The sequence below is a fragment of the Alkaliphilus oremlandii OhILAs genome, assembly GCF_000018325.1.
GTDB lineage: Bacteria > Bacillota > Clostridia > Peptostreptococcales > Natronincolaceae > Alkaliphilus_B > Alkaliphilus_B oremlandii.
In genome coordinates this window covers 1,299,559-1,326,024 of the sequence record NC_009922.1, presented here as the reverse complement: position 1 = coordinate 1,326,024, position 26,466 = coordinate 1,299,559, and the positions used below count along the sequence as shown (strand labels likewise).

The window sequence follows — 26,466 nt, the reverse complement described above, 5'->3', positions numbered from 1 at the left end:
TGATACAATATTTGAGATTGTATATTTTAGCAAATTAATGTTAATACATTAAAAGATGAAATCCATATTTAAGTCCACATGCAAAGAATTTTTCTATTGCATTATATGATGTTTTCTGATAAAATTACATGTGTTAATGACACGCAAGGGGGTGAACACGTTGGCAAATATCAAATCTGCACAAAAAAGAATTCTAGTTATCAATAAAAAAACAGCTAGAAATAGAATGATCAAATCTCAACTTAAGACAGCTATCAGAAGATTTGAAGAATCTTTAGCCGCTGGAAACTTTGAAGAAGCAAAAACAAGACTAAAACTTGTTGAAAAGAAACTTCATCAAGCTGCTGCTAAAGGAACTATTCATAAGGCGAAAGCATCTAGAAAAGTTTCTAGACTTGCTACAAAACTTAACAAAGCTATCTAATAGCCCCTTAACTATCTGATTAAAACCGTGTCTTAGTGTTTAATAAAAAGATCAAGCGTACTGATGTACGCTTTTTTGCTTTTTAAAAAACTTTATTTCTTTATTGTTAGAGGTTTATTTACTCATTTCTAATACAAGAAGTTCAATGGCTATTTTGTCATTCATCTTTCCTACCTTTATCATCTTATCCGTCTCTAAGCATTTATTGAGCAGTTCCTTCAATCGCTCTACAGTAAAGCGTCTACTTTGAGCAGCACATTTGGAAGCTACGAAGGGATGGATATTCAATTTCGTAGCGATCATCTTACTGGTATAGCCTTCCTCCAATAGAACCTTTGAAAATAATATATTTTTTATTTGGTTGCCTAAGGTAGCCAATATCTTTAATATGGGTTCCCCATCCTCCAAAATATAGTTAAGGCGCTTAATGGAATCCGATGAATTTCGTCCTTCTATAGAATCCAAGAGCTTAAATATATTATTTTGAAAATTCGACGTCAATATTTTTTCGATATGCTCCGTTGTCACTTCAGATGCCTGTCCCATAAAACTGATGATTTTCTTTAGTTCATTTTCTACATCCAAAAGGGTCTGAGTTGAGGTCTTACCTAAATAATCTAAATTGCCTTTTATAAAGGAGATCTCCTTGGCTTCTATGATTTTTCCGTAAGCTTTAAACATCTTCTTGATCCATTTGCCCAGTTCATCCTCTGTAAGTTTGCTACATTCTACAAAGTGGCCGTATTTATTAATTTCCTTTACGATCTTCTTTCTAGAATCCACGGTCGTATTTCCCCAAAACACCAATGTAGTTGTATCTGGTATTTTTTTTATATAATCGATTATGTATTGCTCCTGCTCTTCTGAAATACTTTTAGACTTGCTTTGAAAAACATCCATATTTTTTAAATACACTAATTTTCTTTCTGCCATGAATGGAAGGGTTTCACAGGCATCGGTAATCTGATGGATGCTGACCTCTTTCCCATCTAATATTGTGAAGTTCAGTTCTTGAAAGCCAGCGTTTAATACGGTGCTTTTTAATCGTTCCAAAGCATCATCGATTAAAAAAACTTCTTCTCCCGCAAACAAATACACGTTTTTAATCTCTTTCTTTTTTATAGAATCAACAAATTCTTTATAATTCATAAACTTTTGATGCCTCCCTCTGCGGATTCTTATAGCTATAATAGATCATTGCAAGTACAGTATAGTAAATAAGAATATGGAATAATTTCGTATCCTTTATCTGAACACTACCATATGGTATTATAGCACATTTTAAAGAAATCCAATTCATATAATTTAAAAGTTGATTCGTTATTTCATTGCATAAGGATCCCAGTTCAAAAGAAAAGAGTCCTAATACAATGCTCACCAATGCGATAGAGAGCATGGGTGCCAGTAAAGGGAGGATCATTATGTTGGTCGCAAGGGATATGAGTGATATTTGCTGAAAATGGTAAGCCATCAGCGGCAATGTTCCGATTTGAGCTGCCAGTGTGACAGATAGCAGCTCGCCTAAGAATCCAGTTTTTTTGCGTAGGACTCTATTTAAAAGAGGATGCCATAATAAAATACTGAGGGTTGCAACAAATGATAATTGAAAAGACACAGAGAATAGGGTCATAGGACGATATATCAATAGGATGAATCCTATAAAAAATAAGGCATTAAGGCTATCGTACCTTCGTTCTAAGAAATAAGCGGCTACATATAAAATATACATGAATCCAGCTCTAAGGATGGACACTGGAAAATAAACCATGAACCCGTAGACTACTAAAAACCCAACTGTGAGTACGACTCTTTTATTTCTACCGACTTTAATCAACTTTAAAAACTGCTCTGTAATCAGGATGATTAATCCAATATGTAGCCCTGATACCGCTATAATATGCGCCGTTCCTGTTCGTGCGAATACATCCAGCCGTTCCCTTGCTAAATAGCCTTGATTACCAAAGAGAATGCTTTTTAATACATCACTATTTTCAAAGTCCAATGTACTGTCTAGAAAATCCTCCACGTAAATTTTCATTCCATAGCTCATGGACTTTATGCCAAGAAAGTCACCTTTGGCATCTTTATTCATGGATATATTTTTCGGTGTCGCTTCTACTATATATTCCATCCCCTTGCTTTTTAGATACAAATGATAGTCGTTTCTTTCAGCCTTACTGCGCTGAACGAATAGCCGAGTTATCTTAGCATTTTCTATGGAGAGAATACTGTCTATGGAAAACACAGACTCTCCCCCAGCGCCATATATTCTAAGCTGTGCCTTTTCTCTGGAAGGAACCTGATTTCTTTCTCCATTTACCATACTGAGGATTTCTATCTCATATTCCATATACCCTTTACGAAATGTGGCTTCCTTTATAACCTTCCCTTTTACGTCCATAAAGTCATTGATCTGTTCGAATAAAGGATCTACCCCAATACCCTGCCCGTATAAATGAGCCCCAAGCACAGCAACCGTAAGCAAGGTCATGACAACCGATGCCTTCTCGTGCAGAACCATCATTCCTAAAGAAAACAGTATCATAAGGAGGACAATTTTTATAGAAATATACGCCTCCGAAAAGTAAGCAAATGAAATGCCAGATAAAATTGCAATAAACAAAGATATAAAAGGTTTCTTCAAGCATATCCTTCCTTGCTATGGTTTTTTAACTTCCTTTAAAAGGTTGATTGCGCCTATGATTAAATCCATTGCCTGCTTTAAATTTTGCTCTATCCGTTCAATCTTTTCTAATCTTTCCGCTTCTGCTTTCATCTCTATTAGTTCCAGCAGATCCTGCTCGTATTCAATTTCAGTATTTAAGCTTTTAAATTTGCTCTTCGTAAAAATCCGATAAATCTTCTTTCCTCGAATTAATAATTTAATTCCTTCCTTTTTAGCAGCATCTATTTTCGCTTTGAATTTAGGGACGCCTTCTTTCTCTAAAAACTCTACTTCCTTTTGATTCATTAGCTTTCCAAAGAAAAGATCGTTGATGTAGAAAAGCCCTGTAGGATCTACTCTAATTGAATCCTTTTCACTAATTGAATGAAAACGAAAACCATTCTTGCTAATACTTCTATTTTTACCAAAGGCAAGCTCGTAGCTTTTCAATATATTCCATTGAAAATATGTTCTTTCTTCTACATTTTCTTCCGTTATTTCATATTCTTGATCTTCCTTCACTTGGTACAAGAATTTATATATTTGAATAGATTGGTCCCCTAGATCAATAATAATATCGCCTTTCTCAGAATCGATACATTTTGCTAAAACATAGACATTCATAACTTCGCCTCCTCATAGCTTATTGAATATATGGTTATTTCTATATTTTTATCTATTTTCCTTCATATATCCCTATGAAATAATCTGAAAATTGTGTATCATTATAAATAAGAAGATGGTGTCCTTGATACAATTTTTTTCTATGATTTTATTGGAGATTTAAACTTTAGGAAAAGAGGATTTTCTATGATCAGTAAAAGAAATCTTAGAATTTATGCCATTGGACTAGCTGCTTTATTGCTTCTCACTTCCGCTGCTGGCTGTTCGCTTTCATCTAGGAACTCTTTATCTATTCATATGATCGATGTTGGTCAAGGTGAAAGCATCTTAATCGTTACACCTCACAATAAAACCATCCTAATCGATGCTGGAGAATATCGCGAAGGTAGAAGAGTAAAGGCATACTTAAGAAAGCATCGGATCAATAAAATTGATTTATTGATCGGTACCCATCCACACTCCGATCACATTGGAGGTTTAGCTGAAATCATCCATAATTTTAAGGTGGATCAAATTGTGATGCCTAGAACATTCCATAATAGCACAACCTTTGAAAACCTATTGATGGCCATTGAGTCTAGTCATCTCAAGATCAATTCCCCAGAGCTTCATAAGAAAATCCAATTTGATGAGGACATTCAACTTCAATTTTTAGGTCCCCTCAAAGAATATGGTGATCACTTAAATTTATGGAGCATTGTGCTGAGGCTGGAATATAAGAATCAATCCTTCTTATTTACTGGCGATATGGAAAAAGAAGCAGAAATGGATTTGCTTAATTTCTATGACGAAAAATCCATGGTTGCCAATGTACTGAATATCGGCCACCATGGTAGTGATACTTCAACTTCCGAAGGGTTTTTAAATACTGTCAATCCAGAGATTGCTCTCATATCTGCAGGAAAGAACAACGCTTACGGTCATCCGCATCCTGAAGTGATTCAGCGCCTAAAGGAACATCAGGTCTGGATCTATCGTACAGATATTCAAGGCAATGTTGTTTTATTCAGCGATGGCTATAAAATTTGGTCAAATCAACCGCCTTCTAACTAAAAAGATACTCTTTAAAAACCTCTTTCGCCCACTTTTCACCTAAAAATCTTTTTGCTGCTGTATAGCCATAGTCTTCTTTGTAGAACTTCTGCTTGAAGCTGGTTAACCATTGGTGATACGCACCCAATTCTTCTTCCGTAGAGTTGGGTGCTGCTTTTAAACCTTCATGCCATTTTTCAAAGAGCGCTGATACTCTTTCATGAGCTTTATCAATCTCTGTCGTTCTCACCAAACCATTAAAAGCATTTGGAATCACATCCTCTACAATAAAGCTTTGCGGTTCAAAGCCCTTAATCAGCATATCTGAATATTCCGTATCTAGACGAAGTAATTCCTCGAATCCATGGAATGCCTCTATATTTTGCTTATTGTAGAAGGCATAATGGACGACAACGAGTACTCTTTTCGGCGCAGAAATAATCTGATAGAAAAATATTGGATAAGCAATGGATTTTGAGGGATAGGCAATACCAAAATCATAATAATACATATGAAGCCCCTTCACTGTCAATTGCACCAATTTATCTAAATGATTTCCTTTCCATACGTTTAAAGTTCCCTTAGATACAATTCTATTGCGATCGCTTATTTTTTTAGGTATTTCAGTTTTCAACAAAGATCCCTGTTGATTGAGTAAGTATGACATATTGTGCAAAGGTAATGGAACCAACTTTAAAACCTCCATCTTCTGTTTATTTAAATCTTATAGTATAATTCAATACTCATGTAAAACTTCCTGCAAGTTTCCCCATAATAATCTTAGTTTGTAATAAAAAACGCCTATAGAAGAAGCGCTCTGAGGAACTTCTTTTGAAACTCATTTACGGTAAAATTCTCCTTTTAAAGCATATTATAGGCAGAATCCATCTATTCGTCATAAAAAAAGTATTTTTATTTGCTTATTCTGTTGTCAAAAAATCTTTAAACGTGTATTATAGTTTAAGGTAATATTTTAAGCTGTTAGGAGGATTATTTTGGCAAAAGTTATATCATTGAATGAATATATTGTACAAAAAAAGAAAAGAAGTTATTCATCCCGCTCTCTAACCCACCCCATTTGGTTTCACGAAATCAGTGACGGTATTAAGTCACTTGCCCTAAGAGACAAGGATGTAATATATAATAATATTAAATACAACTATTATGATGAGTATTTATACTTCGTTAATAGAAACCATATGGCTCTAGAGGACTATACTTTTGAAGATTATTTAAAAGATACGATTAATTTAAATGAACCCTTCGACATTGTCCATGGTGTAGAGTTTTCTAAAGGATATGACTTAAATCGCCTTTCAGAAAATGATTGGGAAAATATAGCAGATATTATTGTTCGTATCAGCATCACAACAATTTTGTTCCAGGAAAATTTCGTTCTTGAGCCCAATCAGCTCGCTGATGAATATGATTGGGATAGCATTGGCTTTGATTATAATTTATAGGATTTCATCGTCTCTCGGATCAAGTTTTTTCACTCTTTAGCTCCATAAATTGGGGTCCATTAAAAAAAAGAATTCTTTTAAAAAGAATTCTTTTTTTATACCTTATTTTTTATTTGCAGGCTCCATGTTGATTTTTCTTCCTTTAATTCTGTTTCGATTCATAGAGTCCAATACTCTATCTGCAATATGCTCTGGAACCTCAACGAAAGTGAATTTATCATACATTTCGATTACACCAACAAGGTCTCCACTAATACCACTTTCTCCACTGATAGCGCCCAAAATATCACCAGGCTTTGCTCCGTGTTTTTTACCAATATTAACAAACATACGAACCATACTTCCTTCAGACTTTGCTTTCTTCTCTGTAATATTCTTTGCTGTTTCAAAGGCATCTGTTTCATTTTGGCTCATAATCATTTTTAATAATGCAGCAGCTACATCGATGGAGCTATATTCTTCTGATAAGTTTTCAACGATAGCAGCATATTCAGAAAGTCCACCTTTTTCAATATTACCAATAATCTCTTTTCCGATCATCTCTTTTTTCTTTTCTACGATATCATTGATGGTTGGTATTGGCTTTCTCTTGATTTTTCCTTTGATATACGCTTCTAGCGCCTTTAGCGTTCTGATCTGTTTTCCAGTAACCAGTGTATACGCAAGACCTTCTCTACCAGCTCTTCCTGTACGTCCAATACGGTGTACATAGTATTCAAAATCCTCTGGAACGTCATAGTTCACAACCAAGTCTACATCATCAACGTCGATTCCCCTTGCAGCAACATCTGTTGCAATCATAAGATCCAAGGTTCCATCTCTGAATTTTTTCATAACACGATCTCTCTGGCTTTGCTTTAAATCTCCGTGGATACCTTCTACTGAGTATCCTCTACTCTGAAGATTTTCAACCAGTTCATCTACACCTTTTTTTGTTCTACAGAATATGATTCCAAGTTCAGAATTTTCCATATCCAATATTCTACATAAAGCATCCAACTTTTCATGTGGTCTCACTTCAAAATAGTATTGAGAAATTTTAGGTACTGTTAACTCTTTATGAACAACCTTTACCTTTTTAGGATTTTTCATATATTTTTTAGCGATTTCTTCTATTTCCTTGGGCATTGTGGCTGAAAACATTACAGTCTGTCTTTCACTCGGTGTCTCTTGCAGAATGGCTTCAATATCATCTGAGAAACCCATGTCCAACATTTGATCTGCTTCATCCAATACTAAACCTACAATTTGATCCAGTCTCAATGTCTTTCTTCGAATGTGGTCTAATATTCTTCCTGGAGTTCCTACAACAATGTTCACGCCCTGCTTTAAGGCTTTAATCTGCCGATCGATAGGTTGTCCACCGTAAATTGCAATAGATTTAGCTCCTGATAAGTACTTTGAAAACTTTCTTATTTCGTCCGCAACCTGCATGGAAAGTTCTCTTGTTGGTGCTAGGATTAGTACCTGCGGTGTTTTTTGCTGTGGATTAATTTTTTCTAGCATTGGAATACCAAAGGCAGCTGTTTTTCCCGTACCAGTTTGTGCTTGCCCTATAATATCTTCGCCAGCATAAAGTCTTGGAATTGCTTGTGCTTGTATCGGAGTAGGTACTTCATAACCTAGTTCTAATATCCCTTTTAAAATATCCTTTTTAATGTTTAAATCTTGAAACTGTATTTCTTTCGTCATATCTCTATATCTCTCCTCGTAAATTATCATACTGAATCATTATATATGTTTTGAACAGTAATGTAAAATCATATTTTAATATTATTTTACCCATATACGAATAAAGTTAAACAAGAAAGGAAAATCCTTTCTCATTTAACTTTGAATTTCTTTCATAAAGAAATTGATTTCCTCTAAAATCTTCTCCCGAATCCTATTGGTTCCTTCGTGATCTATATGAGGAAGATAATACTTCTCGATTTCATCATGAACTGCGTTTGTCTTATATAAATTCGTATAAACATGATTCAATAACTGTTCAAAAACTTCTTTGCTGTAAGCAAGTTCCTCCTCATATTTACGTAGCTTTTCTTGATCCATATATTGATTTAGATTAATTTTCTCATCATCGGCAAATTTATGATTTGTAGTAAATGCCAGATTTAGCTCAGGGATACAAATGGATTCTATTTTCTGCGGTACCAAAGGTTCATGGTAAACTTCTACATCATAGCCTTTCGTTACAGCTGTATTCATTAACCTTTCTAGCAATGTAGATTTTCCAGTACCATCTTCTCCTTCTATATAGATGATTTTTTCAACCATTCCGATATAGGTTTCTGCAAAATCAATTTTTCCTTTCAAGGTATATGCACTACCAAAGAGATGTCTTTCTTTGCCAATCCTATTCTTCGCTGCAATATGCATTAGATATTTTTCTATTAGATTGTCAGTTTCCTTATTTACTTCATTAAAGTCCATTGCATATCCATGGATCCATTCAATATCATCATGAATGATTTTAGCTGCTGCTAAATACTTATAGATTCTAATATAAATATTTTTGTTGGTCTCAACAGCGGATATAATATGATCTTTGCTCTTTCTCAATTCTTCTTCATTTATGAATTCTCCTAAGTTCACGGTCACTCCAGTAACACCGGGATATCTAGGGTCATCCATATGCGGTGATGTGCCGTCTACCAAAACCACTTTAATGCTTGGTATCACCAGAGCATCGATGGAGTCCGGTTCTGCAGAGCAATGATGGAATTCCACATCAATGCCATTTTCAATTAACTCATATCCTATCTTTTTCATCATGTAAGATTTCCCTACACCAGATCCTCCTTTAATATAGTATATTTTCCTTGCTTCTTTAGAGTCTATAATATATTGAAAATATGAATAAAACCCAACGGAGGTATTCCCTCCCGGTAAAAGTTTTTTAATATGTCCCTTTCTGCCCATCAAACTACCTCCTCTTAAAATATATTCTTAGTTTATGCATCAATCCGCAATTCTGTGAAGAATTCTTAAAGGAAGATCCCTCTGTTTAATTATTAAACAAAAAAATTTCGTATCCCTATGGAGCTTTATAAACCGAAAAATGATACAATTAGCTTATACTTTATTTTGTCTTCATAAATAAATTGTATACCGAAATTTATTTTATTAAGAAAGGAAGAACTACGATGAAAACTGAGTATACGAATAAGGGTAAAGCTTATAATATGGTTCTCTCTGGGTTTTTAATGTCCATGGGAATACTGCTCCCATGGGCTACTTCCCACGCTTTTGGTGTTCCTGGGACAGTTCTACTTCCAATGCATCTTCCAATCCTTATCCTTGGACTGGTTTGTGGACCATTTTATGGTGCACTAGGTGGCGTTATGGTGCCTGTACTTTCTAGCATATTAACTGGCATGCCTCCTTCTTTTCCCATGTTGCCCATCATGATTGGAGAACTTACGACCTATGGTTTTATATGCGGTATGATGCACTTTAAATTACATCAATCCATTTTCACCTCTTTAGTGTCTGCACTGATTTGTGGCAGAATAACTTATGCAGTTATATTCACTATTTTATTTAATTTAGCAAAGGGCCCCTTTAAAGCCCTATCCGTATCTGCTGCTTTTATAACAGGCCTACCCGGTATTGCCATACAATTGATACTCATACCGATTGTGGTTCGCCTAATCCATCGTTACATCAATGCGTCGCATTTAGAAGCTAGATTTTAAAAAACAAATAAAGTATACAATTTATAGCAGGATCATAAACATATTTAAATTTATAAAGGGGGATTTATGATGTCTTTCAATGAAATAAAGAAACTGGGCTTTGGCTTTATGCGTCTTCCTATGAATGGCTCTGAAGTTGATATTGAACAAACAAAAGAGATGGTCGATTTGTTTATGGAGAGAGGATTTACATATTTTGATACAGCTTATGGTTATATGGAGGGAAAATCTGAAGAAGCACTGAAAACCTCACTGGTGGATCGTTATCCTAGAGAAAGTTTTCAAATTGCAACGAAGCTTCCTGCTTGGTACGGTGTGAAAACTCAGGAGGAAGCGCAGAATATGTTCTGGACTTCTCTCAAAAGAATCGGTGTTGAATATTTCGATTTTTATTTATTGCATAATTTAGGAGAAAATAGAACGAAGTACTTTGATGATTTTGATATTTGGAACTTCCTCGCAGATAAAAAAGAACAGGGCCTCATAAAAAATCTTGGTTTTTCCTTCCATGATAGGGCTCATGTATTAGATGAAATTTTAACAAAGCATCCAGAAGTAGATTTTGTGCAGCTGCAAATCAATTATGCAGACTGGGAAAGTGATACTGTAGAATCTAGAAAATGCTATGAGGTCGCACGAAAGCACAATAAACCAATCGTTATCATGGAGCCTGTAAAAGGCGGTTCTTTGGCAAATCTTCCCGAACCAATCCCTACCATGTTTCAAGATGTAAATCCAGATGCTTCCGTGTCTTCTTGGGCAATTCGATATGCTGCTTCCTTAGACGGTATTATCACTGTGTTGAGTGGTATGTCCAATGTAACACAAATGGAGGACAATCTTTCTTATATGGAACATTTCAAACCAGTTACCGATGAAGAAGTTGAAGTGATCAAGAAAGTACAGAAAATTCTTGATACCATTCCTAGAATTCCTTGTACGGACTGTAAATACTGTGTGAAAGGATGTCCTCAGTCCATCTCTATTCCCGGTGTATTTAAAGCAATGAACACCAACCTTGTCTACAACAATACACAAGGTGCCAGAAATACATACTCTTTAGTTACGAGACGTGGGGGCAAAGCTTCATCCTGTATCGAATGTGGTCAATGTGAGGATGCCTGCCCGCAGCACATCCATATTATAGACGAACTGAAGGTGGCCGCAGGGATTTTTGAATAAAGATTGAAATCGTGAAAAAGATAGCCCTTTCAACTCATTGGTAAATGAAAGGGCTATCTTTTATTCCATTGTCCCTACTTTGCTTCCGGTACTTTGCCTTTCGCCAAACGCCACGAAGTATGATGTAAGTACGGCACCATGATTGTTTGTAGGAGCAGACCATTCCGTATCATTGAACATCCTAAATTTTCATATTTTTCATGCTCAACCACATTCCCTAAGATATTTTATTGGGCTGGATTTAATCTAATATACAAACAAACATCTCCTATAGATGTAGAAATACAAGTCTTTTGTTGTAAGGCATAGTCGTTATCTGCATCATCGGAGCCACGCAGCACTGGAGGTAATATGTCACATTTAATATCGGTGGCAGCAAGCATTGTAAGAACATTACCGCTAATGATGTTGGCAATTTCTGAAATTGCAGAGGTAACGAAGTCATCCACAGAAGTTACCTCCATACCACTCATAATATTTACCATACTAAGAGAGGTCGTTCTAGGAAATTTATAAATTACTTCCCCTACCAAGTCTCCAATAACGCCAATAGAAATATTCATGGTCTCTTCACACGGGAAATTTTCAACTGTATTTTCGCAGATATCGGAAACATCCAACATCAACTGAAATACATTTCTGGTTGCTTCTAGAAATGGTGTATAAAGATTAGTTGTCATGACCTGCTACCCCCTTTTCAATAGCATAATCCGCAATCCGTTGATCCTCAGAGGCAACATGATTAATTAACCATGCCAATAGCTTCCCAGCAAACTGCTGCATTAACTGCTCGTTACAGCCGCTTTTCTCATACTCATCAGAAAATTGTACAACGTAGTTTACCATATCACCATGGATTTTTTTATGAGCCTCATATCCAGGATATTCTATTCTTTTTTGATACGCTTCCTCATCACGAAAATGCTCAACAACATATATTTTCATGAATTCCAATGTTTCATTCACACGTTGCACCTTATCCTCCCAAGAAGCCGGTGAGCGAAGAACCTGCATAAAAGCTTGAACTCGTTCAAACAATTCCTTATGCTGCTCATCCACTATTGATACGCCTAATTCGTACTTATCTTTCCAAAGCATCTCATTCCATCCTTTTCAAATAAATTTTATATGTAAACTTAGTTCTATAGGACTATTTTATCATATTTTAGATATTTATAGAATATAATCCAATTTTTTTATAGAACTTTGATTTTCTAAGACATTCTAAAAAACTGCCTAAAATCTCATGATCTCCAAATTCAATAAACCACGCCCCATACTACAGAAGCTTCTCCAGTGGTATTCTAAATTAAATTTTTTTCATGTTATACAATTGAATAACCGTGATAATTTAAAGAAAATAGTGATATAGATATATAGGATCTTTTATTGTGAATTCATATATAGAAACTACACATTTATAAAAAATTCTTCAATTTTTTATTGGTAATAAAGGGCTACACCATACCACAATAACAGAATAGAGAGTGTTCTTATGAGGGAAAAGTAGTACCTTTCATGATCTAATATGTAACTTTTGCTTTCCTATATTTTATCAAAGGGGGAAAGAATAATGGGTTGGATAAAGAATGTATTATTGGAAATAGGAAGAGAAGAGGTTGCCAAGAATAAGATTGTTACAAAGACAAAACAAGCATGCCTTTTTGTAGAAGATGGCATTATAAAAGAAATTACAGATGCCATCCCATCTACTGCCACTAATACTATAGATGCCAAAGGCTATCTAGCACTACCCGCTCTGGCAGATAACCATATTCATCTAGATAAGGGGCACTTTGGGGGAAAGTGGCAGGCCGTTATTCCGATGGATAGTGTAGCAGAAAGGATAGAAGAAGAAAGAAGCTTTTTACGTGAATTTTTAAAAGATACGCCCAAAAAAGCCCAGGCTTTAATTGATTTGATCACAGAAAGAGGCGCTACCTTCTTAAGAGTACAGGTAAATGTAGATCCTGTCAGCAGATTGGATAATCTAAAGATTGTAAAGGAAGTTTTAGAAAAGAATAAACATAAATTAGACTATGAACTTGTAGTCTTCCCTCAACATGGTACCCTGAGGACAGAGGCAGAAGGTCTTTTGTCCGAAGCATTGAAGGATGATACCGTTACTGTTTTGGGCAGCTTAGACCCTGCTACCATTGATACAGATATTGAAATATCCTTAGACACTACATTTCGTTTAGCTAAAACATATCAAAAGAAGATTGATATTCATCTACACGATAGAGGAACTCTAGGTATCTATGAAATCAATCGAATTATTGATTACATTGAGGCTTTTGGAATGCAGGGAACCGTGCAGATCAGCCATGCCTTTGCCCTAGGAGATATTTCTGACGAGGAACTAATTCCTATTGCAAAACGTCTCAAGCAAGCAGGAATTGCCATTAATACCACAGTACCCATTGATATACGGGCACTATCCATTCCTGTCTTAAGAAGTCAAGGTGTAAGCGTAAATATTATTAACGACAATATTCATGATCATTGGAGTCCATTTGGAACTGGTGACTTAATTGAACGTGCCAGCCGTGGAGCAGAGGTATTTTCCTGGAAGGACGAAGTTTCATTGGCCATGGCTTTAGGTTTTGTAACCAAGGGGCTCTCTCCACTTGATATTGAGGGAAACCAAGTGTGGCCAAAAGTCGGCGACAAAGCAAATCTTCTATTTGCAAAGGCAGAATCCTCTGCTCACTTGATTGGCAGAGTTTGCCCAGAAAGAGTGGTGATGTTTAAAGGTATTTTTGTTTCAGGAAATTTCAAGTAAAAATCTAGATAAAATCGTAGGCTGGTGCTACTCAAGGAGCACCAGCCTACGATTTTAACCTTGAACGCAATGCTTGCCAGCAGTCCATGGTATGGAGAGATCTCTGGGTAATGAATGGTATACTGATATTCTTGTACAACATCAAAACGCTCGCTTCATTTGCTCCAAATAAAGGGACTTATTATCAACTGCACGCATTGTAGCTAATATCCCTTCTAAATGATCATATTCGTGCTGTAGTAGCTCCGATAGATCGCCTTTTAAATACATTTTTTGTGGATTAAAATCCTTATCGAAATAAGAGATCTCTGCACGTTTGTAACGTTCCACCTTAACAATCAGACCGGGAAAGGACATGCAATCATCTAGCAACGTATATTTTTCATCCTCAGGAAAAGACATGACTGGGTTTATAAAAATATAGGGTTGATCCGTAAACATGTATAGCAATCGTTTCTTAATTCCGATCTGAGGTGCTGCCACTGCACGACCTGCCCCATATCGTTCTCTATAATCCATCAGTGTATCATGTAAATCTTGTACCCACTCAGATAAAAAAGCAATGTCTGCTTCCACAACTTCTTCGCTGGTTTCATATAATTGTGGATTTCCAAGTTTCAATATTTCTCGTACCATCGTTTTTCCTCACTCCCCTCTAGAATTGAATCTATGCTCTACAAATTTTTATGTATTTGGGTAATAAGTAGATTTTGAACCTATAGTATCATACTTTGATACATAAAAAAAGACATAGCATCTTCTTAAAGAAAATGTTATGTCTTGGTACTATCATACCGCTTACGCTAGTACAAAATATCCCATACAAAAAGCAATTGTTGATAGAATATAGAGAGCAGCCTGTAGCCATTCTTTATTCTTTATGTTCACAATCGTATTCAAGGCGCCAACAACCATAATGGCAATAACAGCAATGAACCATGAGAACATCCCTCTCATAAAGATAAATTCTAAAGCAACCAGCGCCCCCACAATTAAAAATGCAATTTGAAAATATTTCGATACCTTCATCATAAGCTCCTCTCCAAATAAAAGATCCATAGTCCTTCGTTTATTTTATCACAGAAAAAAAGCAAAGTCATATATGAGTTTAGCTCTCATACATGACTTTAATTTGGTGCGGATGGCGGGATTTGAACCCGCACACCCATTCGAGTACTACCCCCTCAAGATAGCGTGTCTGCCGTTCCACCACATCCGCAAAAATATTACTATATCATTATAAGTCCTTTGCTTTTATATGTCAATAAATAAGAGCACAGTAGCTGTCTAAAATTTATAAATTTATACGAATCATCGATCTAGAGTAGATCCTTCAGCAGGAGTTTCGAGCTCCTGCTCAATGGAATCTCAGTTTATTTGCTGGCTTCCTTTACATTGATAAACCAGTCCTCTATGTTCGAAAAGATATTATAGCTTTGGGGCTTTAAATCCCCTTTTATTTTATCTTTTACTATGATGGCACCATTTCTGAAAAATAAGCTAATATAGGGTACCTCCGTAGTCAATTGCTCTTCAAGAGCACTAAATTTTTCCTTCTTCCGTGTAGAATCACCATTCTCTAAAGATTCAGCAAGGAGTGTATTCAACTCTTCGTTGTTATATCCAATAAAATTCGTACCGCCTATTTTAGAGGAATGGAAGGCAAAGGTGAGGTCTGGAATATAAGATAGCTCCCATCCACCAAGGAATAAATCGTAAGTATTCAAATACATCTGTTTTTGATATTCTTCCTTTTCCAAAAATTCAACCTCTAATTTTATACCGACCTTTTTCAAATCCTCTTGGATAAAAATTGCAGTCTGCTCCCTCAATGGATTATCTGCGTTGGTTATCAGTCTTATTCGCAGAATATCTCCAGCCTCATTTGTTCTAAATTCAGCATTTTCCTTAAGTGTATACCCTGCTTGCTCTAAGAGCTGATCCGCTAAAGTCGTATTTAAGCCAAAGCGTATTTTACTATGGTCGTATAGCCATGAATTCGGCATGATCGGAAAATCCACTATAGTTCCATGACCTAAATAAATATTGGTAGCAATTCTTTCTCTATCTATGGTGTAGGCAATGGCTCTTCTAATGCTAATATTTTGCAAAATATTGGTTCTAAAATTGACTCCCAGAAATTCATAGTTGGGCATAACAAATTCAAATGAGTTTGTTTTTTTCTCATCTGCATATTTTTCCCAATCTACAATATTGGGATAAATCACATCGATTTCTCCATTTTCAAACAAAGATCGCTGCGCTTCGTCATCTGGTACAATAATAACTTGAACATTTTCTATATAAGGCTTTTTGCCCCAATACTGTTCATTGCGGCTTAAATCCATATTTCTCATATTCTCATAGGCCATTAATTTATAGGGACCGGTACCAGGTGCAATGAATTCCCCGGAATCTAAATGCTTACTATTATTGCCTGAATAAACATGCTCTGGCAGGATTGGAAACGTCATGATCTCTAAGGCATTCCCAATTTGCTTAGAAAAAGTAGCTCGTACTGTCCTTTCGTCCACCTTCACCATATTCATTACAGGCTCTAAGGATTGTCTGTACAATGAATTACTGGATACACCTTTAATATTGCCTTTAATCGTATTGAAGGTAAAGACGACATCATCGGATGTCAGCTTTTCTCCATCATGCCAATAGACGCCATCCTTCAAAGTAAAATCTACTGATTTTTCTCCATTATTAAAGCTCCATTTTTCTGCCAGCAAAGGCTTTACAGTCATATCCTCATTAAATGTAACGAGGCTTTCATATATTAGATGATGGATCTGAAATAAATTTTCATTTCGATTAAATACGGGATTTAATGTTTTAAATCTAGTGCTGGATAGAACTAAGGTCCCTCCTTCGGAAGGTGTCTCCTCCACCACCTCTATTTCTACACCTTCATCCTGCTGCTGTATATCCATATCCGGACTACAAGAAGTAAAGATAAATAAAGCAACTAAAAAAATACTGATATACTTCAAAGTTTTCACTCTGATCCCCCTTCAATGATAGAGCTTCTTCGTTATGTTACAGATCCTATTGATAGATTTTTTTATAAATTTTATAATCTCTTAATACTTTCTTTTGGTAAATTCTCGTTTCGCTAAATGGAATATGGTTCAATGTTTTGCCATCAGCGCTATACTCTGGATTATTTAACCATTTTTTTACGTTTCCATTGCCGGCATTATAGCCAGCGATAATGACCTCCAGATTGTCTCCAAACTCATTTTTTAAAACATTTAAGTACCATGTGCCAATCCTTATATTGAGCTCTGGGTCAAAAAGCATATCCTCAGAGTAGTTAGCAATGTTCAGTTTTTCAGAAGCCCATTGTCCAGTGATGGGTGCAATTTGCATCAATCCTTTTGCATCCTTCTTCGATACCGCTTTGGGATCAAACTTACTTTCATTTTTCATTATAGACACAATCAAATAAGGATCCACATCATATTCCTCCGCATATTTTTTCACTAAATCTGCATAATGAATAGGGTATATTGTCTCAAAAATCCAATTTATATTTTTAAGTCCAACAAATATTATCACCAACATGAGGATCACAAACAAAAAGAATCTCAAACAACCTTTACCTAAAAATATCATTCTAACAATCACCCCAAAATCCTTTAAATTAACCGATTCCAAATTTCTTCCAACTGTGATTTTAAATAAACTACATCCTTTGAATTGTCTATAATTCTATGGGCATATTGTTTTTTTTCTTCAAGAGCCATCTGTGCCTTCACTCGTTTTTTTGCATCCTCTAATGAAATGTTTTCTCTTTCCATTAGCCGAGCTAATTGAATTTCCTCAGGCACAGAAATAAGCCATACTTCTTCCACTAAATCCATTAATTTCATTTCAATCAATAGAGCAGCATCTAATATTATAACATGATTATGATCTGTTTTTTTATACCAATTTATCTCATCTATAATTTCTTGATAGATATGAGGATGTGTAATCCTATTTAATTCCTCTAAGAGGATCGAATCATTAAAAACTAGGGTACCTAATTTTTTTCTATCCAAAGTTCCATCTTCAAGTAATAGGTCTGCTCCAAAGAATTCTACAATTTCTTTTAAAGCAGGCTTTCCCTTCTCTACGACCTTCCTCGCAATTTTATCTGCATCTATAATGGATGCACCAAATTTTTTTAATATGCTGGAGGCTGTGCTTTTACCGCTAGCAATGCCACCTGTTAGCCCTATGGTTCTTACCATAGAATCACTTCCCATCTTACTTCGCATCATACCAATTGTTTGCATACGACAAATCTACCTTTAAAGGCACTACCATCTCTATGGCATTCTCCATAGACTCTTTTAGAATTTTCGACACTTCCTCTATCTCATTTTCAGGACATTCGATGATTAATTCGTCATGAACCTGAAGAATTAATTTTGCATCATAATTTTCCGCTTTCAGTCTATTGTATACTGCAATCATAGCGATCTTTATAATATCCGCCGCACTTCCTTGGATTGGTGTATTCATAGCAATACGCTCACCAAAGCTGCGAATATTAAAGTTTGAAGACTTTAATTCTGGTAGATATCTCCTTCTATTCAATAAGGTTACAACGTAACCTTTCTCTTTTCCTTCCTCTACAATATTGTGCATATATTCCTTAATGGAAGGATACTTCTCAAAATAGCTTTCAATATATTTTTTTGCCTTGGATACTGGAATATTTAAATTTTGCGATAGACCAAAATCACTAATACCATAGACGATACCGAAGTTGACCGCCTTTGCATCGCCCCTCATCAAGGATGTTACTTCCTCCATAGGCACTTCAAATATTTCAGATGCCGTTCTCGTATGAATGTCTTGGTTTTTAATAAAAGCATCGATTAAATTATCATCTTTTGCAATATGCGCAAGGACTCTAAGCTCAATTTGAGAATAATCCGCATCGATAAATTCATGTCCTTCCTTCGATATGAATACCTTGCGAAGTCTCCTACCCATTTCCAGACGTACAGGAATATTTTGAAGATTTGGCTCCGTGCTTGAGATTCTGCCTGTAGCTGTAACAGTCTGATTAAAACTAGAATGGATGCGATTTGTCACTGGATTAATAATACTAAGAAGCCCATCTACATAAGTAGTTTTTAGCTTTGTAACCTGACGATATTCTGATATTTTCGGTATAATCTCATGCTGGTCCTGTAGTTTTTCAAGGACATCCGCATTGGTAGAATATCCTGTTTTCGTTTTCTTTGTCGGCGGTAATCCCAGTTTTTCAAACAAAACTTCTCCCAGCTGTTTTGGCGAGTTGATGTTAAATGATATCCCTGCTAAAGAGTAAATTTCACTGGTTAGTTTGTCTATGATTTCTTTAAATTCCACCTCCAGCGCCAATAGCATGTTTCGATCCACCTTAATTCCCAAAAACTCCATGGACGCTAGAACTTCTACTAAAGGAAGTTCCACCTCATAATAAAGCTTATGTATCCCCTGATCTTCTATTTTTTCTTGTATATATTTTGCAAGCTCTGCAATCACCTTTACATGATTACAAAGTAAGGCCTTCACCTCATTCTCTGGTGCAGCCCATAGGGATAGCTGATTTTTACCTTTTCCTACGATTTTTTCCTCATCGATAATTTCTTCACCTAAGTACTCTAAAGCTAAATCCTTGAGAAGATAACTTGACTTTGCTGGGTTCAATAAGTATTCTCCCACCATGGTATCGAAATATAAATTTGCAATATGAATCTCATAGGGATAGAAATGGATGATTTCCTTTTTCAAATCATGACCGATGATTCGAATATGTTCATCCTCTAAAATGTCTTTTAAAGGACTTATAATATCAGATTCTTTAAAATCCTTAAACTCAATGTAGTATTGAATCTCTCCCGTAGTAGTCATAGCCAATGCAACGATTCTGTCTGTTACAATATTATTTTCCTCTGTAATTGTTTTGAGAACCATTTGCCCTTGTTCTCTTATTTCTTCCAGTGCTTTTTTTAGAGCATCTGTATCCTTGATGGCAACAATATTTTCACGATTGCCTAGATTCGCTGTGCTAATTTCCTGTGTTTGCTCCATATTTTTCTTAATACGAGGGATCAAACTATTGAATTCATACATTCTAAATAGTTCAATTAGTCTTTCGTAGTCAAACTCTTTCTTTCTAAGAATATCTAAGTCCATTTCCACAGGAACGTTGGTAACAATCGTCGCCAATCTTTTACTGAGTACGGCCATTTCTATATTTTCTTCTATTTTCTGTCTCAGTTTATCTGCAGCGATCTCACTGGTATTCTGTATCATATTTTCAATGGTTTCAAACTGCTTCAGAAGCTTAATCGCCGTTTTTTCTCCTACACCTGGAACACCAGGAATATTATCTGATTTATCTCCCATTAGGCCTTTTAAATCGATAAATTGGGTAGGCGTAACTTCATAGTCCTCCATGACCTTTTTTGCATCATAGATTTCCAGTTGAGATATTCCTTTTTTCGTAAAGAGTACCTTCGTTGTATCCGATGTCAGCTGCAGAGCATCTCTGTCCCCTGTTACAATTAAACTTTCAATGCCTTGTGCTTCACAATGCTTCGCCAATGTACCAATTAAATCGTCTGCCTCAAACCCTTCTAATTCGATTCGATAAATATTCAAAGCATCCAATACTTGCTTCAAAGGCTCTAGCTGCTCTGCAAGCTCTGGTGGCATTCCCTTTCTACCAGCTTTGTACTCCGTATATTCTTTATGTCTAAAGGTCGGTGCTTTTTTATCAAAAGCTACACCGATATAATCGGGTGCATAATCCTCCATCACTTTTAATAGCATCGTTACAAATCCATATATGGCATTGGTATGCTGTCCCTCTTTGTTGGTTAAAGGCGGAAGAGCATAGAAGGCTCTATTTATTAAACTATTTCCATCAATAATCACTATGCGTTTTTCCATGGGCTTTTTCTCCCTTCTTTAGGTATTATTAATATTTTAGCATTTATTATGCAGTTAGTAAAATCAAAATAAAACACAAAACAACCTCACTGGTTTATTATACGAGTGAGGCTGTAAAAATATAAATATTTATTTTTTAGGATTCTTGAAAAAATTATAAACCAACATTCCAATTCCAATCACAATCGCACCTATGGACACCCAATTCATTGTATTCTTTCTATTTGCTTCATGATTGTTATAGAGGTTACTCTCCACCGGCGCCATTTCTGCTTCCTCCTTGGACTGGCTCTCCTTTTTTCTATCTGCTGCCTCATCATTCATTTCATCTTCTGTTTGAATATCAATGCTAAACGCCTTGTTTTGCGGTATAGCTTCATTGTTTTTCTCTATATGTTCTGTAGAATATTCACTTGCATTTTTAAGTCTTGAGTTTTCTTCCATATAGATTTGTTCTCTTGTTTCATTTTCAGCCATTTTATAGTTAACTAAATTATTATTCACTAAAGAAAATGAGGCTACACAAATCAATATACTGGCTGCAATATTTGTAAATAACTTACTCTTTCTAAAGACCGTCTTTTTTACTGTACTATTTTTTTCTTGCACTAGCTTTTCCCTAAATTCCATAGAAAAGTTTTCAGGGAGCTCTATTTCTTCAATCTCATTGACACTTTCTATCATTGCCTTTAAATTATTAAAAGAAGTTCTACAGCTTTCACACGCTGCCATGTGGTGTTCAAAGGCGATCTTTTCTTCATTTGAAAGCATATTATCTATATAAGCGGACTCATATAAATGAAAGTCTTTGCAGTTCATACCATCACTCCCTTCAGTCATCCAGCTTTTCTTTAATCAATATCTTCAAGTTATTTCTAGCTCTATTTATTCTAGATTTAACGGTTCCCTCGGAACAATTTAATATCTGAGCAATCTCCTGATATGAAAATTGCTGAATATCTCTTAAAACAATAATCTTTCGATGCTCATCACTTAACTGCTCGATGGCATCATTCACTAATTTTTGTACTTCCTTTTTCTCTAAAATTTCCTCTGGCGTTTCTTGGTCGCTATATACCTGTGTTTTATAGCTGCCTTCTTCCGTCTCATATTCACGGTCTAGATATGTTACTATAGTTTTTCTATTTTTTCGAATAAAATCCATACTTGTATTTGTAACAATGGTATATAACCAGGTAGAAAAACTGCTTTTAGCATTAAATTTACTGATTCCTTTATATGCTTTTAATAAAGCTTCTTGTGTAACATCATTGGCATCTTCTAGATTTCCTAGAATCCGATAGGCAATATTAAAAGCTTTCTTTTGGTGGGCAAGGATTAATTGCTCAAAACTATCGATATTTCCTGCCTTTGATTGTTCGATTAAGGAGGCCTCCTGTAAACTCAAAGTTTCAACTCCCTTCCCTATTATTATTTGACGAATTAAAAAGAATTTTGTTCCCTAAAATCAATCTTTTTTAGAATGAATTATCCATAATAACAATATCAAAAAATCATGCAATATCCAATCAATATTTTTATAAACATAGAATATCTTTCGATATATAAAGTAAAAACCATTGACAGTGATCCATATTCTGTGTTAATATTAACTCTGTAATTAAATACGTCGCTGTGGCGGAACTGGCAGACGCATACGACTCAAAATCGTACGGGAAACCATATGGGTTCGATTCCCATCAGCGGCACCATAAAAAAAATGATATCGAAATCGATATCATTTTTTTATTTCTTCTTTTTCTAAAGGTAATTCCACAATAAAGGTTGTACCTTTTCCTGAGGCACTTTTTACAAATATTCTTCCACCGCAGATGTCTACAATTTTTTTTACAATGGATAGCCCTAGTCCATTTCCATAGATGGAATGTGCCTTATCTCCTTGATAAAACTTTTCAAAGATTCTTGTTTGTACATCCTCACTCATGCCCATTCCTTCATCACGAATCTTTACTTTTGCAAAGCTGCCTAGCTGTTGTAACTTCACAGTGATGTTGCCATTCGTTTCAGAAAATTTGATTGCGTTCCCTATTAAATTAATCCAAACCTGCTGCAAAAGTTCTTCGTCACCTACAAACGCAATTTTATCCAGCTCGATACAAAACTCAATGTTCTTTTTATTCCACTCAGGTTCTAGCAACAAAATACTTTTTCTGATTTGCTCATCTAAATCAAATTTTTTCTTCTCTGCAAATATATCTTGGTTCTCCAACTTAGATAATCTTAGGATATTGGAAGAAAGCCGGGACAGTCTACTTGTCTCCTCTACGATAATACGGGCATATTCCTGTCGTTCTTCCTCTGATAAGCCTTCGCTTTGTAGAAGTTTCGCAAAGCCCTGAATGGAGGCAATGGGCGTTTTAAATTCATGGGATACACTATTGATGAAGTCTTTTCGAAGATATTCAATTCCTTTCAATTCATTGACCATCGTATTGAAATTCTTGGTCAGCTGTCCAATCTCATCCTTGCTATTATTCTCAATTTGCACATCAAAATTGCCCTTTGCAACCTCCCGTGCGGCCGATGTCAGCTTTACAATGTTTTCAACTGCCTTTTTAGAGAATAAGGCAATTAAACAAGCCCCAATTCCTACATATAGAACCAATGTGAATCCAATCCGTGAAAAGACAATTTGCACCATGGTATTATGAGGCTGAAGGCTGATTTGCATATAATCCTCCTCCACCTTTACCACCGTTGTGGAAACTGGAATCTTCTTAGAAGAAAGAAAAACAATTTCACTGTTTTGTACCTTTTCAAGCTCTTCTTCACTTATTTGAATCTTATGGATATCCTCTATGACACTGACATCATGCATAAAATTAGAGGCCATTTTAATAATATCTGCCAAGGGTAAATCTGTCTTTTGCCTCAATTCCAGTATAGAAATGGCAATGGCCTGCTGATTGAGCTTAAACTCATCTCGAATATTGTTAAAAGGTATGAAGGTGTAAAGGAATGATGACAAGCTGGCCGAAAGGAACATGAGCAATATGAAAAATAAAATTAATTTGGTCTTGATACTTTTCATAGGAGCTTCTCCGCTTTATATCCTAAGCCACGAACCGTAATAATTTCAAACTCCGAAAAATCTCCAAATTTTTCTCTCAGTCGCTTGATATGAACATCCACGGTCCTCTCATCGGTTTCAGCATCCATTCCCCATATTTCATCCATGAGCTGCTGCCTTGTAAAAATCTGTTTCGGATGACTTAAAAGCTTAAATAAGAGATAGAACTCCTTTTTAGGAAGTACGATGCTCTCTCCCTTTTTAGAGACCGTTAAGGTATTGTAATCCAGCGCTACTTCTCCAATGACCATACGATGCTCATTGACGATATTGGAGCGACGTAATAGAGCAGCTACCCGTAGGAGCATTTCATCCAGATTGATTGGCTTCACCATATAATCATCTGTGCCTACAGAGAACCCTCTTTTTTTATCTTCAATGGTTTCCTTGGCAGTAACCATTAGAATGGGTACATTAATATTCGATTTTCTTAGCTGTTCTGTAAATTCATACCCATCCATATGTGGCATCATAATATCGCTGATAATTAAATCTACATGGAATGAATCTAATACATTCAAAGCCTCCAAGCCATCTTTGGCGCTTAAAACATTGTAGTTCTCTCTCTTTAAGAATGCTTCCATCAATCTTCTGAGATTCTTATCATCTTCAATTACCAATATGTTGAACATCAATTCATCCCCCTATTGCACTAACCACTCTATTTTTTATACACTTCTAAGTGCATCGATTGGATTTAAATTACTTGCCCGCCTTGCAGGTGCCCACCCAAATATGATGCCCACTGCAGCAGAAAACCCTACGCCCAATACAATTGCCCCTGTAGATATGGCGAATTGAATATCGATTATTGAGGCAACAACCCAAGAAATGCTCAGTCCTAAAACGAGCCCGATGAGGCCCCCTAACAATGACAAAAATATGGATTCTATTAAGAATTGGAGCTGTATTCTTTTCGGCTCTGCACCCAGTGCTTTTCTAAGTCCAATCTCCGTCGTACGTTCCGTTACAGAAACTAACATCATATTCATAATACCGATACCACCAACTAATAAAGCAATGGAAGCGATGCCTGCTAACATGGAGGTCATCATACCGGTCATGGTTTTCATCATATCAATCAAGCTATCCATGTTGATAATGTTGTAGCTGTCTTCCTTGTAATTAAAAGCCTCATTCAGTACAAGTTCCACACTGCTGATGACTTCATCAGCCTTGTCTGTATCTGTAATTAAGACTTCAAGGGAAGAAATGTTGTTAACTCCTGCAATCCTCATGGCAGTGGTATAAGGAATTACAGCTTTACCATCAGAGCCCATTCCAGCAGCCATCATTGAGTTTACATCTGTTATGGCTCCTTCATCTAAAACTCCCACCACTTGATAAGTAATACCATTGATCTGAATCGTTTTTCCGATGGAATTTTCTCCAAAAAATAAGATTTCTTCTAATGCTTGGTTGATGACTGTAACTCTATTTTTATTTTCCATATCTAATATATTCAATGCACGTCCTCGAATGATCAAGTCCGAATTATTTTTAAAATAAATCTCATTTTTCCCATCGATGGACACCTTTTCTTCCAGGGTTTTATTGCGAACTACAGTGGCGTTCACCGTCAGTGTGGGCGATATCCCTGAAACATTTTCGACGGCCATCAGCTTTTCTAAGTCACTATCACTCAATCCCTGTTTTAGTGGTGTACCATAAGCCTGAACAATAATTTTACCTGCACCTAGGCTGGCAAATTGATTGGTAACCTCCCCCGTTACGCCCTCGACAATGGTGATGAGGGCAATAATAGAGGTTACACCAATTATAATACCCAAAGTCGTTAGAAAAGAACGCATCTTATTGCTTAAAATATTCTGCCACGACATTTTTATGCTTTCTCTAATCATTCTTTTCTCCCTCCTCGTACAAGTTGCCATCCAATATTCTTACGGTTCGACTTGCATTCTTAGCAATATCGACGTCATGGGTAATCATAATAATGGTTCGTCCCTCTTCGTGCAATTCTCGAAACAACTCCATGATTTGACGACCTGTATTTTGATCGAGAGCACCCGTTGGTTCGTCCGCAAGAAGAATGGTTGGATTCGTCGATAATGCCCTTGCAATTGCAACACGCTGTTGCTGTCCACCGGATAGCTGCTTTGGATAATGGTTAATCTTTTCTGCCAGACCTACACGCTCCAGCATTTCTTTCGCTCTCTGTTTACGCTCAGAAGGTGAGACACCTGCATAAATCATGGGCAATTCTACATTTTCCACTGCAGAAAGTCTGGGTAGCAAATGAAATGACTGAAATATGAATCCGATCTCTTTGCTACGAATATGTGCCAATTCAATCTCGTCTAAATCTGAAATTTTACGCCCTCCTAGGGTGTATTCTCCTTCTGTAGGAGTATCCAAGCATCCAAGAATATTCATCATCGTGGACTTACCAGAGCCAGATGGACCTAAGATAGAGAGGAACTCTCCAGCATGTACATTTAAATTGATCCCTTTCAATACGATTTGCTCTTCATCTCCCATTTGGTACGATTTTACGATATTCTCCATAGAAAGAATTTCTTTACGCATCATCTACTCC

26 protein-coding genes and 2 tRNA genes are annotated in these 26,466 nt (G+C 36.0%); 7 read left to right on the top strand and 21 right to left on the bottom strand.

The window, feature by feature from the left end; genetic code table 11:
• Window positions 1-160: 160 nt before the first annotated feature.
• Window positions 161-424, top strand: a complete 264-nt coding sequence (rpsT, locus tag CLOS_RS06330) for a 30S ribosomal protein S20 (protein WP_012159083.1) — start codon at window positions 161-163, stop codon at window positions 422-424.
• Window positions 425-538: 114 nt separating this feature from the next.
• On the opposite strand, the gene holA is transcribed toward rpsT, so the two are convergent.
• From holA to CLOS_RS06315, 3 genes are all read right to left on the bottom strand, one after another.
• Window positions 539-1,573, bottom strand: a complete 1,035-nt coding sequence (gene holA, locus CLOS_RS06325; RefSeq protein ID WP_012159082.1) for a DNA polymerase III subunit delta — start codon at window positions 1,571-1,573, stop codon at window positions 539-541.
• A complete protein-coding gene (locus tag CLOS_RS06320) occupies window positions 1,563-2,969 on the bottom strand; it encodes a ComEC/Rec2 family competence protein (RefSeq protein ID WP_198006337.1) in 1,407 nt (468 codons plus the stop codon). Before CLOS_RS06320 ends, holA begins: the two co-directional genes overlap by 11 nt.
• 114 nt (window positions 2,970-3,083) lie before the next feature.
• The gene (locus CLOS_RS06315; RefSeq protein ID WP_012159080.1) at window positions 3,084-3,713 is read right to left on the bottom strand and encodes a hypothetical protein; all 630 of its coding nucleotides are present in this window, start codon (window positions 3,711-3,713) and stop codon (window positions 3,084-3,086) included.
• Window positions 3,714-3,899: 186 nt separating this feature from the next.
• Between CLOS_RS06315 and CLOS_RS06310 the strand changes: the two genes are divergently transcribed.
• Window positions 3,900-4,766 (top strand): ComEC/Rec2 family competence protein, encoded by an 867-nt coding sequence (locus CLOS_RS06310; RefSeq protein WP_012159079.1) that lies wholly within the window; start codon window positions 3,900-3,902, stop codon window positions 4,764-4,766.
• Here the strand turns inward: CLOS_RS06310 and CLOS_RS06305 are convergent.
• Window positions 4,759-5,412: a hypothetical protein gene (locus CLOS_RS06305; RefSeq protein ID WP_198006336.1), complete on the bottom strand. Its 654-nt coding sequence runs from the start codon at window positions 5,410-5,412 to the stop codon at window positions 4,759-4,761. The genes CLOS_RS06310 and CLOS_RS06305 overlap by 8 nt on opposite strands.
• 328 nt (window positions 5,413-5,740) lie before the next feature.
• On the opposite strand from CLOS_RS06305, the gene CLOS_RS06300 reads away from it, so the two are divergent.
• A complete protein-coding gene (locus CLOS_RS06300) occupies window positions 5,741-6,208 on the top strand; it encodes a hypothetical protein (protein WP_012159077.1) in 468 nt (155 codons plus the stop codon).
• Between the two features lie 102 nt (window positions 6,209-6,310).
• Here CLOS_RS06300 and CLOS_RS06295 read toward each other — a convergent pair whose 3' ends face one another.
• A complete protein-coding gene (locus CLOS_RS06295; protein ID WP_012159076.1) occupies window positions 6,311-7,900 on the bottom strand; it encodes a DEAD/DEAH box helicase in 1,590 nt (529 codons plus the stop codon).
• A 135-nt stretch (window positions 7,901-8,035) separates the two neighbouring features.
• Entirely contained in the window at window positions 8,036-9,130 is a 1,095-nt protein-coding gene (locus CLOS_RS06290; protein ID WP_012159075.1) for an ATPase, read from the bottom strand.
• Between the two features lie 224 nt (window positions 9,131-9,354).
• Between CLOS_RS06290 and CLOS_RS06285 the strand changes: the two genes are divergently transcribed.
• Both CLOS_RS06285 and CLOS_RS06280 read left to right on the top strand, forming a co-directional pair.
• Entirely contained in the window at window positions 9,355-9,906 is a 552-nt protein-coding gene (locus tag CLOS_RS06285; RefSeq protein ID WP_049753801.1) for an ECF transporter S component, read from the top strand.
• A 69-nt stretch (window positions 9,907-9,975) separates the two neighbouring features.
• Window positions 9,976-11,088 (top strand): aldo/keto reductase, encoded by a 1,113-nt coding sequence (locus CLOS_RS06280; protein WP_083757131.1) that lies wholly within the window; start codon window positions 9,976-9,978, stop codon window positions 11,086-11,088.
• A 227-nt stretch (window positions 11,089-11,315) separates the two neighbouring features.
• Here the strand turns inward: CLOS_RS06280 and CLOS_RS06275 are convergent, their stop codons facing one another.
• Together CLOS_RS06275 and CLOS_RS06270 are read right to left on the bottom strand one after the other, a co-directional pair.
• Window positions 11,316-11,768: a chemotaxis protein CheX gene (locus tag CLOS_RS06275; protein ID WP_012159072.1), complete on the bottom strand. Its 453-nt coding sequence runs from the start codon at window positions 11,766-11,768 to the stop codon at window positions 11,316-11,318.
• A complete protein-coding gene (locus tag CLOS_RS06270) occupies window positions 11,758-12,186 on the bottom strand; it encodes a bacteriohemerythrin (RefSeq protein WP_012159071.1) in 429 nt (142 codons plus the stop codon). Before CLOS_RS06270 ends, CLOS_RS06275 begins: the two co-directional genes overlap by 11 nt.
• Before the next feature lie 475 nt (window positions 12,187-12,661).
• Here CLOS_RS06270 and CLOS_RS06265 point away from each other — a divergent pair, with 475 nt between their 5' ends.
• A complete protein-coding gene (locus tag CLOS_RS06265; protein WP_012159070.1) occupies window positions 12,662-13,873 on the top strand; it encodes an amidohydrolase in 1,212 nt (403 codons plus the stop codon).
• A gap of 141 nt (window positions 13,874-14,014) precedes the next feature.
• Here the strand turns inward: CLOS_RS06265 and CLOS_RS06260 are convergent, their stop codons facing one another.
• The 9 genes from CLOS_RS06260 to CLOS_RS06220 form a co-directional block, all read right to left on the bottom strand.
• Window positions 14,015-14,509 carry a peptide deformylase gene (locus tag CLOS_RS06260; RefSeq protein WP_012159069.1) on the bottom strand — a complete coding sequence of 165 codons (495 nt, stop codon included), beginning with the start codon at window positions 14,507-14,509 and terminating at the stop codon, window positions 14,015-14,017.
• 162 nt (window positions 14,510-14,671) lie between these two features.
• Window positions 14,672-14,905, bottom strand: coding sequence for a hypothetical protein (locus CLOS_RS06255; protein WP_041719055.1), 234 nt, complete (start codon window positions 14,903-14,905; stop codon window positions 14,672-14,674).
• Between the two features lie 101 nt (window positions 14,906-15,006).
• Window positions 15,007-15,092: transfer RNA gene (locus CLOS_RS06250), tRNA-Leu, on the bottom strand.
• A gap of 154 nt (window positions 15,093-15,246) precedes the next feature.
• Window positions 15,247-16,881 (bottom strand): peptide ABC transporter substrate-binding protein, encoded by a 1,635-nt coding sequence (locus tag CLOS_RS06245; RefSeq protein WP_012159067.1) that lies wholly within the window; start codon window positions 16,879-16,881, stop codon window positions 15,247-15,249.
• Window positions 16,882-16,927: 46 nt separating this feature from the next.
• Window positions 16,928-17,365, bottom strand: coding sequence for a lytic transglycosylase domain-containing protein (locus CLOS_RS06240; RefSeq protein ID WP_242649602.1), 438 nt, complete (start codon window positions 17,363-17,365; stop codon window positions 16,928-16,930).
• Window positions 17,366-17,520: 155 nt separating this feature from the next.
• Entirely contained in the window at window positions 17,521-18,162 is a 642-nt protein-coding gene (gene coaE / locus CLOS_RS06235) for a dephospho-CoA kinase (protein ID WP_012159065.1), read from the bottom strand.
• Entirely contained in the window at window positions 18,134-20,818 is a 2,685-nt protein-coding gene (gene polA / locus CLOS_RS06230; RefSeq protein ID WP_012159064.1) for a DNA polymerase I, read from the bottom strand. Before polA ends, coaE begins: the two co-directional genes overlap by 29 nt.
• 129 nt (window positions 20,819-20,947) lie before the next feature.
• The gene (locus CLOS_RS06225; protein WP_083757130.1) at window positions 20,948-21,658 is read right to left on the bottom strand and encodes an anti-sigma factor family protein; all 711 of its coding nucleotides are present in this window, start codon (window positions 21,656-21,658) and stop codon (window positions 20,948-20,950) included.
• A complete protein-coding gene (locus CLOS_RS06220; RefSeq protein WP_012159062.1) occupies window positions 21,651-22,226 on the bottom strand; it encodes an RNA polymerase sigma factor in 576 nt (191 codons plus the stop codon). Before CLOS_RS06220 ends, CLOS_RS06225 begins: the two co-directional genes overlap by 8 nt.
• Window positions 22,227-22,447: 221 nt before the next feature.
• Between CLOS_RS06220 and CLOS_RS06215 the strand changes: the two genes are divergently transcribed.
• Window positions 22,448-22,530, top strand: a tRNA-Leu gene (locus CLOS_RS06215).
• Window positions 22,531-22,556: 26 nt separating this feature from the next.
• On the opposite strand, the gene CLOS_RS06210 is transcribed toward CLOS_RS06215, so the two are convergent.
• The 4 genes from CLOS_RS06210 to CLOS_RS06195 are packed head-to-tail and all read right to left on the bottom strand — an operon-like array spanning window position 22,557 to window position 26,459.
• Window positions 22,557-23,870, bottom strand: coding sequence for a HAMP domain-containing sensor histidine kinase (locus CLOS_RS06210; protein ID WP_012159061.1), 1,314 nt, complete (start codon window positions 23,868-23,870; stop codon window positions 22,557-22,559).
• Window positions 23,867-24,541 (bottom strand): response regulator transcription factor, encoded by a 675-nt coding sequence (locus CLOS_RS06205; RefSeq protein ID WP_012159060.1) that lies wholly within the window; start codon window positions 24,539-24,541, stop codon window positions 23,867-23,869. The genes CLOS_RS06210 and CLOS_RS06205 overlap by 4 nt, the downstream gene beginning before the upstream one ends.
• A 36-nt stretch (window positions 24,542-24,577) precedes the next feature.
• Window positions 24,578-25,771: an ABC transporter permease gene (locus CLOS_RS06200; protein ID WP_012159059.1), complete on the bottom strand. Its 1,194-nt coding sequence runs from the start codon at window positions 25,769-25,771 to the stop codon at window positions 24,578-24,580.
• Window positions 25,764-26,459, bottom strand: a complete 696-nt coding sequence (locus CLOS_RS06195; protein WP_012159058.1) for an ABC transporter ATP-binding protein — start codon at window positions 26,457-26,459, stop codon at window positions 25,764-25,766. Before CLOS_RS06195 ends, CLOS_RS06200 begins: the two co-directional genes overlap by 8 nt.
• Between the last annotated feature and the right edge of the window lie 7 nt (window positions 26,460-26,466).

What these genes read in the sequence shown, in the direction of transcription:
- holA (WP_012159082.1), bottom strand. Translation starts at nt 1,573, where the DNA reads ATGAATTATAAAGAATTTGTTGATTCTATAAAAAAGAAAGAGATTAAA.
- CLOS_RS06320 (WP_198006337.1), bottom strand. Translation starts at nt 2,969, where the DNA reads ATGATACTGTTTTCTTTAGGAATGATGGTTCTGCACGAGAAGGCATCG.
- CLOS_RS06315 (WP_012159080.1), bottom strand. Translation starts at nt 3,713, where the DNA reads ATGAATGTCTATGTTTTAGCAAAATGTATCGATTCTGAGAAAGGCGAT.
- CLOS_RS06310 (WP_012159079.1), top strand. Translation starts at nt 3,900, where the DNA reads ATGATCAGTAAAAGAAATCTTAGAATTTATGCCATTGGACTAGCTGCT.
- CLOS_RS06305 (WP_198006336.1), bottom strand. Translation starts at nt 5,412, where the DNA reads ATGTCATACTTACTCAATCAACAGGGATCTTTGTTGAAAACTGAAATA.
- CLOS_RS06295 (WP_012159076.1), bottom strand. Translation starts at nt 7,900, where the DNA reads ATGACGAAAGAAATACAGTTTCAAGATTTAAACATTAAAAAGGATATT.
- CLOS_RS06290 (WP_012159075.1), bottom strand. Translation starts at nt 9,130, where the DNA reads ATGGGCAGAAAGGGACATATTAAAAAACTTTTACCGGGAGGGAATACC.
- CLOS_RS06285 (WP_049753801.1), top strand. Translation starts at nt 9,355, where the DNA reads ATGAAAACTGAGTATACGAATAAGGGTAAAGCTTATAATATGGTTCTC.
- CLOS_RS06280 (WP_083757131.1), top strand. Translation starts at nt 9,976, where the DNA reads ATGTCTTTCAATGAAATAAAGAAACTGGGCTTTGGCTTTATGCGTCTT.
- CLOS_RS06275 (WP_012159072.1), bottom strand. Translation starts at nt 11,768, where the DNA reads ATGACAACTAATCTTTATACACCATTTCTAGAAGCAACCAGAAATGTA.
- CLOS_RS06270 (WP_012159071.1), bottom strand. Translation starts at nt 12,186, where the DNA reads ATGCTTTGGAAAGATAAGTACGAATTAGGCGTATCAATAGTGGATGAG.
- CLOS_RS06265 (WP_012159070.1), top strand. Translation starts at nt 12,662, where the DNA reads ATGGGTTGGATAAAGAATGTATTATTGGAAATAGGAAGAGAAGAGGTT.
- CLOS_RS06260 (WP_012159069.1), bottom strand. Translation starts at nt 14,509, where the DNA reads ATGGTACGAGAAATATTGAAACTTGGAAATCCACAATTATATGAAACC.
- CLOS_RS06255 (WP_041719055.1), bottom strand. Translation starts at nt 14,905, where the DNA reads ATGATGAAGGTATCGAAATATTTTCAAATTGCATTTTTAATTGTGGGG.
- coaE (WP_012159065.1), bottom strand. Translation starts at nt 18,162, where the DNA reads ATGCAAACAATTGGTATGATGCGAAGTAAGATGGGAAGTGATTCTATG.
- polA (WP_012159064.1), bottom strand. Translation starts at nt 20,818, where the DNA reads ATGGAAAAACGCATAGTGATTATTGATGGAAATAGTTTAATAAATAGA.
- CLOS_RS06225 (WP_083757130.1), bottom strand. Translation starts at nt 21,658, where the DNA reads ATGACTGAAGGGAGTGATGGTATGAACTGCAAAGACTTTCATTTATAT.
- CLOS_RS06210 (WP_012159061.1), bottom strand. Translation starts at nt 23,870, where the DNA reads ATGAAAAGTATCAAGACCAAATTAATTTTATTTTTCATATTGCTCATG.
- CLOS_RS06205 (WP_012159060.1), bottom strand. Translation starts at nt 24,541, where the DNA reads ATGTTCAACATATTGGTAATTGAAGATGATAAGAATCTCAGAAGATTG.
- CLOS_RS06200 (WP_012159059.1), bottom strand. Translation starts at nt 25,771, where the DNA reads ATGATTAGAGAAAGCATAAAAATGTCGTGGCAGAATATTTTAAGCAAT.
- CLOS_RS06195 (WP_012159058.1), bottom strand. Translation starts at nt 26,459, where the DNA reads ATGATGCGTAAAGAAATTCTTTCTATGGAGAATATCGTAAAATCGTAC.